Genomic DNA, 14,325 nt, shown 5'->3' on the forward strand with positions numbered 1-14,325 from the left:
GATCTGAATTAATGCGGAGAGGAAACGCGGCGCGCTCCCTCCCCGATCTCATTCTCGTTAGCCGCCGAGCGCGTCCTCGAGGAACGCGGCGAGCTGTGCCAGATGCTTGGACATCAGGCCGGTTGCGGGCGATGCCGCGGCCGGACGTCCGGTGTAGCGAACGCGCTGGTACTTCGCATCGATATGGGCAAGCACCCATTCCAGATACGGGTCGATGAACGACCATGCACCCATGTTCTTCGGCTCTTCCTGGCACCAGACCATTTCCGCGTTGCGGAAGCGGGAGAGCTCGTTGATGAGCGCCTTGGCCGGGAACGGGTAAAGCTGTTCGACGCGCAGCAGGTAGACATCATCGATCCCGCGCTTTTCGCGCTCTTCGAGCAGGTCGTAATAGACCTTGCCGGTGCAGAGCACGACGCGGCGGATCTTGGCGTCCTTCTGCAGCTTGATCGGGCCGTCCTTGATGACCTCGGCATCGTCCCAGAGGAGACGGTGGAACGAGGTCTCGCCGGCCATTTCGGCCAGGCCCGACACGGCGCGCTTGTGGCGCAGCAGCGACTTCGGCGTCATCAGGATCAGCGGCTTGCGGAAGTCGCGCTTCACCTGGCGGCGCAGGATGTGGAAGTAGTTCGCCGGCGTCGTGACGTTGGCGACCTGCATGTTGTCTTCCGCGCAAAGCTGCAGGAAGCGCTCGAGGCGGGCCGACGAGTGTTCCGGACCCTGGCCTTCATAGCCATGCGGCAGCAGGCAGACGAGGCCGGACATACGCAGCCACTTGCGTTCGCCCGACGAGATGAACTGGTCGAACACGACCTGCGCACCGTTGGCGAAATCGCCGAACTGGGCTTCCCAGAGCGTCAGCGCATTCGGACGGGCCAGCGAGTAGCCGTATTCGAAGCCAAGAACGGCTTCTTCAGACAGCATCGAGTTGATGACTTCGTAGCGGGCCTGGGTCGCCGACAGGTTGGCGAGCGGGATATAGCGCTCTTCCGTTTCCTGATCGTAGAGAACCGAGTGACGCTGCGAGAAGGTGCCGCGTTCGCAATCCTGGCCGGAAAGACGGATCTTGTGGCCTTCGGTAACGAGACCGCCGAACGCCAGCGCTTCCGCCGTTGCCCAATCGATGCCTTCGCCGGTCGAGATCATGTTGGCGCGGTTTTCCATGAAGCGCTGGATCGTGCGGTGCGCATGGAAGCCTTCCGGGATTTCGGAAAGCTTGCGGCCGATTTCCTTCAGCTGCTTCATCGGCACGGCGGTCTTGCCGCGACGCTGCTCATCGGCATTGTCTGCCGTGCGCAGGCCCGACCACTCGCCGTCAAGCCAGTCGGCCTTGTTCGGCTTGTAGTGCTGGCCGGCCTCGAACTCCTGCTCGAGATGCGCGCGCCAGTCGGCCTTCATCTTCTCGACTTCGCCTTCGGTCAGCACGCCCTCGGAAACGAGGCGCTCGCTGTAGAGCTGCAGAACGCTCTTGTGGGCGCGGATGACCTTGTACATCTTCGGCTGCGTGAAGGACGGCTCGTCGCCTTCATTGTGGCCGTAGCGGCGGTAGCAGAACATGTCGAGCACGACAGGCTTGTGGAACTTCATGCGAAATTCCATGGCGATCTTGGCGCCGTAGACGACGGCTTCCGGATCGTCACCGTTGACGTGCAGGATCGGTGCTTCGATCATCTTGGCGACGTCGGACGGATAGGGCGACGAACGCGAGAAGGCCGGGTTCGTGGTGAAGCCGATCTGGTTGTTGATGATGACGTGCATCGTGCCGGCAACGCGGTGGCCGCGCAGACCGGACAGGCCGAGGATTTCGGCAATCACGCCCTGGCCGGCGAAAGCGGCATCGCCGTGGATGAGGAGCGGCAGAACCTTGGCGCGCTCCGACAACGGAATGATGTCGCCGTCCCAGACGGTGGCGCTCATGTCCTGCTTGGCGCGAGCCTTGCCCATGACGACGGGGTCGACGATTTCAAGGTGCGACGGGTTGGCCGTCAGCGACACGTGAACCTTGTTGCCGTCGAACTCGCGGTCCGAGGAAGCGCCGAGATGGTACTTCACGTCGCCGGAACCTTCGACTTCGTCAGGCGCGTAGGAGCCGCCCTTGAACTCGTGGAAGATGGCGCGGTGCGGCTTGCCCATGACCTGGGAAAGCACGTTCAAACGGCCGCGGTGGGCCATGCCGAACACGGCTTCCTTGAGGCCGAGATGGCCGCCGCGCTTCAGGATCTGCTCAAGCGCCGGGATCAGCGATTCACCGCCGTCGAGGCCGAAGCGCTTGGTGCCCTTGAACTTGACGTCGAGGAACTGCTCGTAGCCTTCGGCTTCGATGATCTTCGACAGGATCGCCTTCTTGCCTTCGTTGGTGAAGGCAACGCCCTTATCAGGACCTTCGATCCGTTCCTGGATCCAGGCCTTTTCCTCGGGGTTCGAAATGTGCATGAACTCGACGCCGATCGTCGAGCAATAGGTGCGCTCGAGAATCTCGATCATCTCGCGAACGGTGGCGTATTCCAGGCCGAGCACGTTGTCGATGAAGATCTTGCGGTCGTAGTCGGCTTCGGAGAAACCGTAGTTTTCCGGCGACAGTTCCTTGTAGTCTTCAACGGGTGCCGCGATGCCGAGCGGGTCGAGCTTGGCGTGCAGGTGGCCGCGCATCCGGTAGGCGCGGATCATCATGATGGCGCGCACGCTGTCGCGCGTCGCCTGCAGGATGTCGGCGCCTTCGGTCGGCTTGCCGGCTGCTTCAGCCTTGGCCTTGACCTTGGTCTCGACGACCTTCTCGATCACGCCCCAGTCGCCGTCGAGCGCCGAAACGAGGTCGCCGCTGGCCTGCATCGGCCAGTTCTTCTTGCGCCAGGATGCGCCCTTGGCCGCCCGCTTCACATCATCAGGATTGTCTTCCAGCGCCTTGAAGAAGGCGCGCCATTCTTCGTTGACCGATGCCGGGTCGTCCTCGTAGCGCGCATAGAGCTGCTCGATGTAAGCAGCGTTGGCGCCATCCAGGAACGAGGTGATCTGAAACTGCTCGTTGGCTTCTTGCCGTGCCATGGTGTTACGCGGACGCTTCCGCCCGCCTCCTGACTTTGTGATTTTGCCGATCCCATCGACCGGCTGCCGCATCTTCATGTTCAGCCGCCTGTCCGCGGCTCAGTCTTGGTTCGAACCGGGCAGCACGCAAAGCGCATCCTGCCCGGTGTATAGATTGGCTTAGCCCTTGAGGACTTCAACCAGCGTCGTGCCGAGGCGTGCCGGCGAAGGCGAAACCTTGATGCCGGCTGCTTCCATGGCAGCGATCTTGGATTCCGCATCGCCCTTGCCGCCGGAAACGACAGCGCCGGCGTGGCCCATGGTGCGGCCCTTCGGAGCCGTACGACCAGCGATGAAGCCGGCCATCGGCTTCTTGCGGCCCTTCTTGGCTTCGTCGATCAGGAACTGTGCTGCGTCTTCTTCAGCCGAGCCGCCGATTTCGCCGATCATGATGATCGAGGTCGTGGCTTCGTCGGCCAGGAACATCTCGAGCACGTCGATGAACTCGGTGCCCTTGACCGGATCGCCGCCGATGCCGACAGCCGTCGTCTGGCCGAGGCCTTCGTTCGACGTCTGGAACACGGCTTCGTAGGTCAGCGTGCCGGAGCGCGAAACGATACCGACCGAACCCTTGCGGAAGATCGAGCCCGGCATGATGCCGATCTTGCATTCTTCCGGGGTCAGGATACCCGGGCAGTTGGGCCCGAGCAGTCGCGACTTGGAGCGGTCGAGGCGAGCCTTGACACGAACCATGTCCATAACCGGGATACCCTCGGTGATGCAGGTGATGAACGGGATCTCGGCATCGATCGCCTCGATGATCGCGTCAGCGGCACCAGCCGGCGGAACGTAGATGACCGAAGCGTCGGCACCCGTGCGTTCCTTGGCTTCGGCGACCGAAGCGAAGATCGGCAGGCTTTCGCCCTTCGAGCCGGTCCAGGTTTCGCCACCCTTCTTCGGGTGGATACCGCCGACCATCTGCGTACCATAATAGGCGAGCGCCTGTTCGGTGTGGAAAGTACCGGTCTTGCCGGTCAGGCCCTGAACGAGGACCTTTGTGTTCTTATTGACGAGAATAGACATCCGTTAATCCCGATCTCTAGCTTTAGCGCCTGCGAAACTTCGTCCACAAGAGTACGCCGCTACTAATCAAAACAATGCCGCCAGCGACGAGAGGCGAAAGCTGCATGCACATTGTCAGTGCCGCTGGTGACGCATTTTCCTCAAAGGCAGCGCACCACTTTTCTTCCTCAAGCCACCAGAACCAGCAGCCGATGAGAGCCGTAATCGCGAATGCAAGTACGACCCTCAGCATACACTTACCTACGCGTTGATCGCCGCGACGATCTTCTTGGCGGCATCGTCGAGATCGTCAGCTGCCGTGATCGCGAGACCGGATTCGTTGAGGATCTTCTTGCCGAGCTCGACATTGGTGCCTTCGAGGCGAACGACGAGCGGAACCTTGAGACCGACTTCCTGAACCGCTGCGACAACGCCTTCGGCGATGACGTCGCACTTCATGATGCCGCCGAAGATGTTGACGAGGATGCCCTCGACCTTCGGGTCGGCCGTGATGATCTTGAAGGCAGCCGCGACCTTCTCCTTGCCGGCGCCACCGCCGACGTCGCAGAAGTTAGCCGGCTCCTTGCCGTAAAGCTTGATGATGTCCATCGTCGCCATGGCGAGACCGGCGCCGTTGACCATGCAGCCGATGTTGCCGTCGAGAGCAACGTAGGCGAGGTCCCACTTGGAGGCTTCGATTTCCTTGGCGTCTTCTTCGGTCTCGTCGCGCAGCGCCTTGACGTCGTCATGGCGGAACAGCGCGTTGCCGTCGAAGGACATCTTGGCGTCGAGGACGCGCAGATGACCGTCCTTCATGACGATCAGCGGGTTGACTTCGAGAAGCGCCATGTCCTTTTCGCCGAACGCCTTGTAGAGCGCCGGGAACAGCGACTTTGCGTCTTCGGCAGCAGCACCCGAGAGCTCGAGAGCCTTGACGATCTTGGCGACGTCGTCAGCCGTTACACCCGTTTCCGGGTTGATGGCGATCGTGTGGATCTTCTCGGGCGTGTCATGGGCGACAGCTTCGATGTCCATGCCGCCTTCGGTCGAAACCACGAAGGCAACCTGACCGACCGAACGGTCGACCAGCAGCGAGCAATAGAGTTCGCGATCGATGTCGGCACCGTCTTCGATGTAGAGACGGTTGACCTGCTTGCCGGCTTCGCCCGTCTGCGCCGTTACCAGCGTGTTGCCAAGCATTTCCTTGGCGTGAGCGACGACTTCGTCGATCGACTTGGCAAGGCGAACGCCGCCCTTGGCGTCGGGGCCGAGTTCCTTGAACTTGCCCTTGCCGCGGCCGCCAGCGTGGATCTGGCTCTTGACCACGTAGAGCGGGCCCGGCAGCGACTTGGCGGCAGCTTCGGCTTCCTCAACCTTGAGGATCGGAACGCCCTTGGCGACCGGCGCACCATAGCCCTTGAGCAGAGCCTTGGCCTGATATTCATGAATGTTCATGGATCTGTTCCTGTTTGGATTGCGTCAGCGGTCGGCGGCTTATTTCAGCGACGGCGCGATGTTGATGCAGGCTTCGCACAGGCCGGCGACAGCGGCGACGGACTTGTCGAAGGCTTCCTTTTCGGCCTTGTTCAGGTCGATCTCGATGATGCGCTCGACGCCACCGGCACCGATGATGGTGGGAACGCCGACATACATGTCCTTGACGCCGTACTGGCCCGACAGCTGCGCTGCGCAAGGCAGGACGCGCTTCTTGTCCTTGAGGTAGGATTCAGCCATTTCGATCGCCGAAGCGGCCGGTGCGTAGTAGGCCGAGCCGGTCTTCAGGAGACCAACGATTTCGGCACCGCCATCACGGGTGCGCTGGATGATTTCTTCGAGGCGCTCCTTGGTGACCCAACCCATGGTGACGAGGTCGGTGAGCGGGATGCCACCAACGGTGGAGTAACGTGCGAGCGGCACCATCGTGTCGCCGTGGCCGCCGAGAACGAAGGCGGTGACGTCCTGTACGGATACGTTGAATTCCTTGGAGAGGAACAGGCGGAAGCGCGAGCTATCCAGAACACCGGCCATGCCGACGACCTTGTTGGCCGGAAGGCCGGAGAACTTCTGCAGCGCCCAGACCATGGCGTCGAGCGGGTTGGTGATGCAGATCACGAAGGCGTTCGGGGCATACTTCTTGATGCCGGCGCCGACCTGTTCCATGACCTTGAGGTTGATGCCGAGCAGGTCGTCGCGGCTCATGCCCGGCTTGCGGGCGACGCCGGCGGTGACGATGCAGACGTCTGCGCCTTCGATTGCGGAGTAGTCGCTTGCGCCAGTCAGATTGGCGTCGAAGCCTTCAACCGGCGAGGACTGCGCGATGTCGAGGCCCTTACCCTGTGGGATGCCGTCGGCGATATCGAAGAGAACGATGTCACCCAGCTCCTTGAGGCCGGCGAGATGCGCCAGCGTGCCACCAATCATGCCAGAACCAATGAGAGCGATTTTGTTACGCGCCATTTCGGTGTTTCCTTTGCGACCAAAATTCGTCGGGCGACGCACTGAGGGGCTGCGCCCAATTGCCGCAATCGCATAGACCCTAAGGCCAAAAATGGCAACTGATTATTTTGAGACCAGCAATTTCAATCGTTTAGAAGACAAATCACTTACGTAAACGTAAGAGTTTTTGTCATGAAACTGCTATTCGGCGGCTCGTTTCTCATGGTGCAGAGCCAGATATTCCGCACTCCGCATCTCGAAAAGGCGCGATGCCGTCCGGTCGAACTCGAAACCTTCGGTACCACGCGCTTGTGTCAACAAGTTCTCAGGCATGGCCGCCGCCGAGATATAGAGCCTCACCGCATGGTCGTAGAGCGTATCGACCAAAATGATGAAGCGCTTCGTCTGGTTGCGTTTCTCGGGTCCGAGCATGGGAACGTGATCGACAAATATGGCATCAAAGCGTTCGGAGATGACAAGGAAGTCGGCTGCACCCAGCGGCTTGTCGCAGAGATCGGAGAAGGTGAAGCGCGCCAGCCGGTCGACGGCGAGCGGCACATGGATCGAGCGCCCTTTCATCGGCAGCTCGATCGGCTGCGCCTTGCGCCCGTGCAGCGCCTGGTTCCAGGCGGCGTCCATGGCCATGTCGGCATGGCGGTCGAGCGGCGTGATATAGACGGGCAGGCTGTCGATCTTCTCCATCCGGTAGTCCGTCGGAGAATCCAGCGTCACCGTCTCGACATGCTTGTTCAGAAGATCGATGAACGGCAGGAACAGACCACGGTTGAGGCCGTCACGATAGAGGTTGACGGGCTCGACGTTGGACGTCGCGACCAGCACGCAGCCGCGACCGAACAGGTCGGAAAACAGCCGCGACAGGATCATCGCATCGGCGATATCGGTGACCGTGAACTCATCGAAGCACAAGAGTTCGGCTTCATCATAGAGCGCGGCACCGACCACCGGGATCGGATCGGCCTGCTTGGTCTCGCCGTTCTTCAGCCGCAGCCGGTGGGCGGCGATGCGGTTGTGAACGTCGGCCATGAACTCGTGGAAATGCGCCCGCCGCTTCTTGGCGCAGGGCGCCATGTCGAAGAACATGTCCATCAGCATCGTCTTGCCGCGGCCGACGCTGCCGTGAATGTAGAGACCCTTGACCGGCTCGGAGGATTTCTTCTTGGCCGCGAACAGCCACCCGAGCGCGCTCGATTTCGCTGCCGGACGCTTCTGCTTGAGCTCTGACAGCACCCGATCCAGGCACTTCGCCACATGCATCTGGGCGGAGTCGAGTTGAAGCGAGCCTGAGGCCGTCAGCGACTTCAATTGTTCGCTGACGCTCAAGCTGTAGTCTGGCATCGGTTGCATTTAAATATCCGCCTGGAAAAGATCGGCGGAGCGAGCCGCCGGCTCGCTTATCGGCTGAGCGCGATCGGCTGGCCGCTGCTGGTCTGGCCACTGAAGGCGTTGTCGGCGGTCTTGTAGACGCTGCCGATCTGGCTGCCGTTGCGATCCTTGAACAGGACCTGCTTGCCCGACACTTCCCAGGAGCCCATCGCCGTCAGCTCGCCGACGCAGCCGCGCGTACCGCCGCGCGAACCGCTGCCGAGGTTGGTAAGCGTCAGGAACATGTCGCAGGAGCCGTTGACCCGCCAGCTGCCGACCAGGGATTCCTTGGTAACGTCGAGACCGCCGCCATTGGCCGCCATTGCGCCGCCGCCCTGCACGCCGCCCATCGGCGCCGTCGAGGCCGGAGCGGCCGGAAACTGCGAGGAACCACCGGGAGGAGGCAGCTGACCGCCCTGCACCGAAGGCACCGGCTGTGCCGTCAAAGGTGCCGGTGCTGCGCTGTAGCTCGCGTCGTTATAGGCTGTACGCTGGCAACCGGCGAGTGACAGAACAACCGCCATACCTGTCATCGCATATCGCAACTGCATCTGAATGCTCCCGAATGTCCGCTTTTGTCGCATGAAAATAGTAATTAGCTTATTTTCGAATGAACGTGTTTCACTTTGGTTAATCAAGCCGTAATGGCCGTGAATTGCCTGACGGAGCTAGGCCTGTGACAGCGCAATTCAACCTTTACGGCTGAGAACTTCCTGAAGATAGAATTTGTCAGCAAGGTGATGACCAGTCATTTCTTCTGGAAATGCTGTCGCCTGTTTCACGATTGAACGATGATCATCTCGCACCGGCAGGCATCGGCGGCCCGACAAAGGCCGCCGGATGGATAGCGTCGCGTCAGACGCGGCGCTCGACCATCATCTTCTTGATTTCGGCGATCGCCTTGGCCGGGTTCAGACCCTTCGGGCAGGTCTGCGCGCAGTTCATGATCGTGTGGCAGCGATAGAGGCGGAACGGATCCTCGAGGTTGTCGAGGCGCTCACCCTTGGCTTCGTCGCGACTGTCGATCAGCCAGCGATAGGCCTGCAGCAGCACGGCCGGACCGAGATAGCGGTCGCCGTTCCACCAGTAGCTCGGACAGGAGGTCGAGCAGCAGGCGCACAGAATGCACTCGTAGAGGCCGTCGAGCTTCTGGCGGTCTTCGTGGCTCTGCTTCCACTCTGTTGCCGGCGCCGGCGACACCGTCTTCAGCCAGGGCTCGATCGAGCGGTGCTGGGCATAGAAGTTGGTGAGATCAGGCACGAGGTCCTTGACGACGGGCATGTGCGGCAGCGGATAGATCTTCACCGAGCCCTTGATGTCGTCGAGACCCTTGGTGCAGGCCAGCGTATTCGTGCCGTCGATGTTCATCGCGCAGGAACCGCAGATGCCCTCGCGACAGGAACGGCGCAGCGTCAGCGTCGGGTCGATCTTGTTCTTGATATAGAGCAGACCGTCGAGCACCATCGGGCCGCAATCGTCGACGTCGATGTAGAACGTGTCGATCGACGGGTTCTGGCCATCGTCAGGGCTCCAGCGATAGACGCGGAATTCGCGGGTGTTGGTGGCGCCGGCCGGCTTCGGCCACACCTTGCCTTCGCGTATCTGGGAATTCTTGGGAAGTGCGAGTTCAACCATGTTTGTTTTCCTGCTCAGAGACGAACAGCGCCTGCGCCGTTTCGAGGGTCCGTATCCGGCCACCCTCGCCGGCTGCATTTGCCTTGGTTAGAAATTTCTTGTCGGCAGTCACCATGAAGCTGCCGTCAGTCGAATGCGTTGCCGCCAGATACATGCAGTCGTAGACGGAGTGATCGAGCTTGCGCGACAGCTCGAACCCCAATTTCACCAGCGCCTGAGACGGCAAGACGACATCGATGCTCTCGTCCAGCGTCGTCAATCCATCCATCGCCTGCTGCGGCGTGATTTGACCAAGCCGAACTTTGCGCTGCAGGACATTGGCGACTTCCGAAAAGATCAGATCCGGAGCAACTCTCTGGATCGAACCGCCAAGCAGAAAATCGGCGTTGATATGGTCAGGCTCCGGCACGAACCATGCGATGGCAGCCGATGCATCGACAACGTAGATCAACGATCCCGGTCCTCTCGCAACATCTCCACAGCAGCCGTCTGCTTGACGCCCTTCGGCGTCATCGCGCGAATTCTGGCAGCGATCGCCGGAAGATCTTCGCGTCGGGGACGAGCCGGCACCGCTGCCTGCAGCAGCGCCTCCACCTCTTCCTCGACGGAACGGTTGTTCAACCGCGCCCGATCGGAAATACGCGTCAGCAGCGCTTCGTCAGCGATTTTGATCTGCATTTCACCCATGGCAGTGCCTCCGGCAACGATCCTTCGCTTATTCTCTCACATTCCCCATCAGTAAACACGCGCCTTGGGCGCGATCTTCTGCGGGTCGATCCCTTCCGCGATCAGCTCGGTATGCACAGGACGGTAGTCGAGCTTGACGTCGCCGGCGTCGTTGACCCAGGCAAGCGTGTGCTTGCGCCAGTTGACGTCGTCGCGGCCGGCGAATGCGCCTTCCGTGTAGTCCTCGCGGGCGTGCGAACCACGGCTCTCCTTGCGCGCTTCGGCGCCGTAGATCGTCGTGATGGCGTTGGCCATCAGGTTCTGCAGCTCGAGCGTCTCGACGAGGTCGGAATTCCAGACCATCGAACGGTCGGTGACCTTGGTGTCGCGCATTTCCTGCCAGATGGCCGAGATGCGTTGGCAGCCCGATTCCAGCGATTCCTGCGTACGGAACACGGCGGCGTCTTCCTGCATGGCGCGCTGCATCTTCTCGCGAAGATTGGCCGTCGGCGTAGAGCCGGAAGCGTGACGCAGGCCGTCGAAACGGTCCATGATCTTGTCGCAGGCGGCAACGTTCAGATGCGGAACCGGCGCGGCGCGGTCGATAACTTCGCCGGCGCGAATGGCGGCGGCGCGGCCGAAGACCACGAGGTCGATCAGCGAGTTGGAGCCCAGGCGGTTTGCCCCGTGCACCGAGGCGCAGCCGGCTTCGCCGACGGCCATCAGGCCCGGAATGATACGCTCCGGGTTGGAGCTGTCGGCGTTGAGCACCTCACCCCAGTAGTTCGTCGGAATGCCACCCATATTGTAGTGAACGGTCGGCAGAACCGGGATCGGCTCGCGCGTCACGTCGACGCCGGCGAAGATCTTGGCGCTCTCGGAAATCCCCGGCAGGCGCTCGTGCAGAACGGCCGGATCGAGATGGTCGAGATGCAGGAAGATGTGGTCCTTGTTCTTGCCGACGCCGCGACCTTCGCGGATCTCCAGCGTCATGCAGCGCGAAACGACGTCGCGTGAGGCAAGGTCCTTGGCCGACGGCGCGTAGCGCTCCATGAAGCGCTCGCCCTCGGAGTTGACGAGGTAGCCGCCTTCGCCGCGTGCGCCTTCAGTGATCAGACAGCCGGAGCCGTAGATGCCGGTCGGGTGGAACTGCACGAACTCCATGTCCTGGAGCGGCAGGCCGGCGCGGGCAACCATGCCGCCGCCGTCGCCGGTGCAGGTATGCGCCGAAGTCGCCGAAAAATAGGCGCGGCCGTAGCCGCCGGTCGCCAGCACCACCATCTTGGCGGCGAAGCGATGGATCGTGCCGTCGTCAAGGCACCAGGCGACGACGCCCGTGCAGCGGCTGCCGTCATCGGACATGATCAGGTCGAGCGCGAAATATTCGATGAAGAATTCCGCGTTGTGGCGCAGCGACTGGCCGTAGAGCGTGTGCAGGATGGCATGGCCGGTACGGTCGGCAACGGCGCAGGTGCGCTGTACCGGCGGGCCTTCACCGTAGTTCTGCATGTGGCCGCCGAACGGGCGCTGGTAGATCTTGCCTTCTTCGTTACGCGAGAAGGGAACGCCGTAGTGCTCGAGCTCATAGACCGCCTTCGGCGCTTCCATGGTGAGGTACTGCATGGCGTCGACGTCGCCGAGCCAGTCGGAGCCCTTGACGGTGTCGTAGAGGTGCCACTGCCAGCTGTCGGGCGTCATGTTGCGCAGCGAAGCCGCGATGCCGCCCTGCGCCGCAACGGTGTGCGAGCGGGTCGGGAACACCTTGGTGATGCAGGCGGTCTTGAAGCCCTGTTCGGCCATGCCGAGCGTGGCGCGCAGGCCGGCGCCGCCGGCGCCGACAACGATCACGTCATAGGAGTGATCGATGTACTTGTAGGCCTTCCCGTTCTGAGCGGGGCCATTCTGAGCGGATGAATTCGATGCCATGATATCAATTATCCTACGAAGGCGATCTTCAGAATGGCGAAGAGACAGAGCCCCGCCATCAGGATCGAAAAGAAGGTGTTGAGCATCACGAGCGCGATCTTGGTGACTTCATGGTGCACGTAGTCTTCGATGATGACCTGCATGCCGAGCTTCATGTGGATGACGCCCGACACGACCATCAGGCCCATGACGACGGCGACGAAGGGGTTCGACAGCGCGTGGACCACTTCCGCATAGGGCTGGCCGGCATGGATGATCATGAAGATGATGAAGAAGAGGAAGAGCGGCACATTGGCAACGGCCGTCACGCGCTGGCGCCAGAAATGTTCGGTGCCGTCCTTGGCCGAGCCGAGGCCGCGAACCTTACCCAAGGGGGTACGCATATCCATGTGATCAACCTTTAGAAGCGAATGAGGAAGCCGATCACCCAGACCAGCAAGGTCAGACAGAGCGAGGCGATGATGTTGGCGATGGCGAGCTTGGTCGAGAACTGCTTGTCGAAGCCGTGGCCGAGGTCCCACATGAAGTGGCGGAAGCCGCCGAGCATGTGATGGATGAGGGCCCAGGTATAGCCGAGCAGCACGAGCTTGCCGATGATGCTGCCGAGCACCCAGTTGGCCCAGTCGTAAGCACCAACGCCGGTCGCGGCCGCGATCAGCCACCAGGCGACCAGAAGCGTACCGACATAGAGCGCCCCACCGGTGATACGGTGGACGATCGACATAACCATGGTGGGGATTGGTTTATAAATCTGCAAATGCGGCGACAGGGGCCGATTGTTTGTCACGTTCGCCATCAGAACCTCGCGGCGGTCTTTCTCGCTTCCCGGGATCCGGAAAGCATCCAAGCAACCACACGATGGTCACAAAGCTGTGCGTGCGTTGCATCATTGGCGACGTTTAATCACGGAAACACCTAACGACAAGTATAATTGACGCACCCGGGGAATTTAATCGATTTGGGTCTTGACGCCCCTTTAGACTTAGGCAGGTCCGGCCGCGCCATTACCCCTTGCGGATGAATTTCCAAGCTTCGGTGGACAAGCCTGCGCTTTTGGCGCATTTTCGCGTTAACGCTTTGTTAAGCATTCCGTTTCCGGAGACCAACGCGATGTTCAAGACATCCTCGAAACTCGTTTCGCTCGCCGCAGCAGTACTGATCGCGCTGCCCGCAGCAGCCGGAGATTTCGGCAGCAATTTCGTTTCGCGCCACCACGATCGCGGCCATGGCGGCGGCATCGGCTATGGCAATGCGGGACACGGTATCGGCCATCGCGGCATCGCAAACGGCTTCGCATCCGGCTCGGTCATCCGCCATCGCGGCACGTCGATCATCGGCAATTATGGCGGCTGGAACAACGGCCCGCGGCAAGTCGCCGGCGGCTATGACGGCTACCGCCCGCATCCGGGCCGAGGCCGCTTCATCCAGCGCTTCTCCTCGCCCTCGTCCAATTTTGCCCGCAGCAACATCGTCATCATCGACCAGCGCGGCGAAGCCCGTGCGCCGTCGGGCACCTATGCCGGCTCGTCCTATGCCTATGAGACGGATGGCGGCACCTATGTCGGCGGTTACGGCTATGCCGGCTACGGATACCAGCCGACGGTCCGTCTGGCGCCGATGGCCAAGGTCATCCACGTCAACAATCGTCGCAATGCCTGCTCCTACGAACAGGGCGTCTGCGTCATCCGCCCTTGACGGAGCCGATCAACCGTTGAAGCGCCAGACCGTGGTCCTCTTGACCTCGCTGTCTTCGAGCGCCCGCGTCACCGGCACCTGATAGACCGCGCAGGCCGACAGCCGATCCTTCGGCAGATAGGCCCGTCCCGGGTCGCCGACGAGAACGATCACCCCACCGGCCGCCAGCCGCTCGAACCACGGCACCAGCGCCATGGCGAAGTCGCGATCATAGAACACGTCACCGGCAAGCAGCACATCGGCATCGATCTCCGAGCCGATCAGGTTGTCACCCGTAAAACCGATCTCGACCCCGTTCAGCTCGGCATTGAGCGCCACTGCGGTCTTCGTCCAAGGATCGATATCGGCGGCGAGCACAGTGCCTGCGCCAGCCATCTTCGCCGCGATCGCCACCAGCCCGGAGCCGCTGGCGAAATCGACGACGCGCTTGCCATCAACCGTTCCGGGATGATCGAGCACATAGCGCGCCAGCCCCTGCCGCCGCCTTTCTGGGCTTTCGCC

At 61.5% G+C, this 14,325-nt stretch carries 14 protein-coding genes; 1 reads left to right on the plus strand and 13 read right to left on the minus strand.

From position 1 onward, the window contains the following. Positions 1–57 precede the first annotated feature (57 nt). The 12 genes from ACCD05_RS28840 to sdhC all read right to left on the minus strand — a co-directional run bounded on the left by ACCD05_RS28840 (position 58) and on the right by sdhC (position 12,925). Positions 58–3,042, minus strand: coding sequence for a 2-oxoglutarate dehydrogenase E1 component (locus ACCD05_RS28840; protein WP_047508723.1), 2,985 nt, complete (start codon positions 3,040–3,042; stop codon positions 58–60). A gap of 159 nt (positions 3,043–3,201) precedes the next feature. Beyond that, a complete protein-coding gene (gene sucD / locus ACCD05_RS28845; protein WP_018902319.1) occupies positions 3,202–4,104 on the minus strand; it encodes a succinate--CoA ligase subunit alpha in 903 nt (300 codons plus the stop codon). A gap of 240 nt (positions 4,105–4,344) precedes the next feature. Beyond that, positions 4,345–5,538: an ADP-forming succinate--CoA ligase subunit beta gene (sucC, locus tag ACCD05_RS28850; protein ID WP_047508728.1), complete on the minus strand. Its 1,194-nt coding sequence runs from the start codon at positions 5,536–5,538 to the stop codon at positions 4,345–4,347. A 39-nt stretch (positions 5,539–5,577) separates the two neighbouring features. Beyond that, complete coding sequence (gene mdh, locus ACCD05_RS28855) at positions 5,578–6,540, minus strand: malate dehydrogenase (protein ID WP_018902317.1); 963 nt, start codon at positions 6,538–6,540, stop codon at positions 5,578–5,580. A 180-nt stretch (positions 6,541–6,720) separates the two neighbouring features. Further along, on the minus strand, positions 6,721–7,884 hold the full coding sequence (gene zapE, locus ACCD05_RS28860; protein ID WP_209191878.1) for a cell division protein ZapE: 1,164 nt from the start codon (positions 7,882–7,884) through the stop codon (positions 6,721–6,723). 47 nt (positions 7,885–7,931) lie between these two features. After that, on the minus strand, positions 7,932–8,453 hold the full coding sequence (locus ACCD05_RS28865) for a protease inhibitor Inh/omp19 family protein (protein WP_113239243.1): 522 nt from the start codon (positions 8,451–8,453) through the stop codon (positions 7,932–7,934). A gap of 304 nt (positions 8,454–8,757) precedes the next feature. Continuing rightward, positions 8,758–9,537: a succinate dehydrogenase iron-sulfur subunit gene (locus ACCD05_RS28870; RefSeq protein ID WP_018902314.1), complete on the minus strand. Its 780-nt coding sequence runs from the start codon at positions 9,535–9,537 to the stop codon at positions 8,758–8,760. Continuing rightward, positions 9,530–9,988 carry a type II toxin-antitoxin system VapC family toxin gene (locus tag ACCD05_RS28875; protein ID WP_052214032.1) on the minus strand — a complete coding sequence of 153 codons (459 nt, stop codon included), beginning with the start codon at positions 9,986–9,988 and terminating at the stop codon, positions 9,530–9,532. The genes ACCD05_RS28870 and ACCD05_RS28875 overlap by 8 nt, the downstream gene beginning before the upstream one ends. Next, positions 9,985–10,224, minus strand: a complete 240-nt coding sequence (locus ACCD05_RS28880; protein ID WP_047508734.1) for a hypothetical protein — start codon at positions 10,222–10,224, stop codon at positions 9,985–9,987. The genes ACCD05_RS28875 and ACCD05_RS28880 overlap by 4 nt, the downstream gene beginning before the upstream one ends. A 48-nt stretch (positions 10,225–10,272) precedes the next feature. Further along, on the minus strand, positions 10,273–12,129 hold the full coding sequence (gene sdhA, locus ACCD05_RS28885; protein WP_413396955.1) for a succinate dehydrogenase flavoprotein subunit: 1,857 nt from the start codon (positions 12,127–12,129) through the stop codon (positions 10,273–10,275). 8 nt (positions 12,130–12,137) lie between these two features. Further along, complete coding sequence (gene sdhD, locus ACCD05_RS28890) at positions 12,138–12,518, minus strand: succinate dehydrogenase, hydrophobic membrane anchor protein (RefSeq protein ID WP_047508738.1); 381 nt, start codon at positions 12,516–12,518, stop codon at positions 12,138–12,140. 11 nt (positions 12,519–12,529) lie between these two features. Beyond that, a complete protein-coding gene (gene sdhC, locus ACCD05_RS28895; protein WP_026283703.1) occupies positions 12,530–12,925 on the minus strand; it encodes a succinate dehydrogenase, cytochrome b556 subunit in 396 nt (131 codons plus the stop codon). Between the two features lie 314 nt (positions 12,926–13,239). On the opposite strand from sdhC, the gene ACCD05_RS28900 reads away from it, so the two are divergent. Then, a complete protein-coding gene (locus ACCD05_RS28900; protein ID WP_413396958.1) occupies positions 13,240–13,824 on the plus strand; it encodes a hypothetical protein in 585 nt (194 codons plus the stop codon). A gap of 9 nt (positions 13,825–13,833) precedes the next feature. On the opposite strand, the gene ACCD05_RS28905 is transcribed toward ACCD05_RS28900, so the two are convergent. Then, a partial coding sequence (locus ACCD05_RS28905; protein WP_413396960.1) for a class I SAM-dependent methyltransferase occupies positions 13,834–14,325 on the minus strand: 492 nt, incomplete at its 5' end.

The sequence above is a fragment of the Rhizobium sp. Rhizsp42 genome, from assembly GCF_047304155.1.
In the GTDB taxonomy this organism is placed as follows: Bacteria; Pseudomonadota; Alphaproteobacteria; order Rhizobiales; family Rhizobiaceae; genus Rhizobium.

Bases quoted from the DNA above. Each gene is read 5' to 3' on its own strand.
- ACCD05_RS28840 (WP_047508723.1), bottom strand. From the start codon at position 3,042: ATGGCACGGCAAGAAGCCAACGAGCAGTTTCAGATCACCTCGTTCCTG.
- sucD (WP_018902319.1), bottom strand. From the start codon at position 4,104: ATGTCTATTCTCGTCAATAAGAACACAAAGGTCCTCGTTCAGGGCCTG.
- sucC (WP_047508728.1), bottom strand. From the start codon at position 5,538: ATGAACATTCATGAATATCAGGCCAAGGCTCTGCTCAAGGGCTATGGT.
- mdh (WP_018902317.1), bottom strand. From the start codon at position 6,540: ATGGCGCGTAACAAAATCGCTCTCATTGGTTCTGGCATGATTGGTGGC.
- zapE (WP_209191878.1), bottom strand. From the start codon at position 7,884: ATGCAACCGATGCCAGACTACAGCTTGAGCGTCAGCGAACAATTGAAG.
- ACCD05_RS28865 (WP_113239243.1), bottom strand. From the start codon at position 8,453: ATGCAGTTGCGATATGCGATGACAGGTATGGCGGTTGTTCTGTCACTC.
- ACCD05_RS28870 (WP_018902314.1), bottom strand. From the start codon at position 9,537: ATGGTTGAACTCGCACTTCCCAAGAATTCCCAGATACGCGAAGGCAAG.
- ACCD05_RS28880 (WP_047508734.1), bottom strand. From the start codon at position 10,224: ATGGGTGAAATGCAGATCAAAATCGCTGACGAAGCGCTGCTGACGCGT.
- sdhA (WP_413396955.1), bottom strand. From the start codon at position 12,129: ATGGCATCGAATTCATCCGCTCAGAATGGCCCCGCTCAGAACGGGAAG.
- sdhD (WP_047508738.1), bottom strand. From the start codon at position 12,518: ATGGATATGCGTACCCCCTTGGGTAAGGTTCGCGGCCTCGGCTCGGCC.
- sdhC (WP_026283703.1), bottom strand. From the start codon at position 12,925: ATGGCGAACGTGACAAACAATCGGCCCCTGTCGCCGCATTTGCAGATT.
- ACCD05_RS28900 (WP_413396958.1), top strand. From the start codon at position 13,240: ATGTTCAAGACATCCTCGAAACTCGTTTCGCTCGCCGCAGCAGTACTG.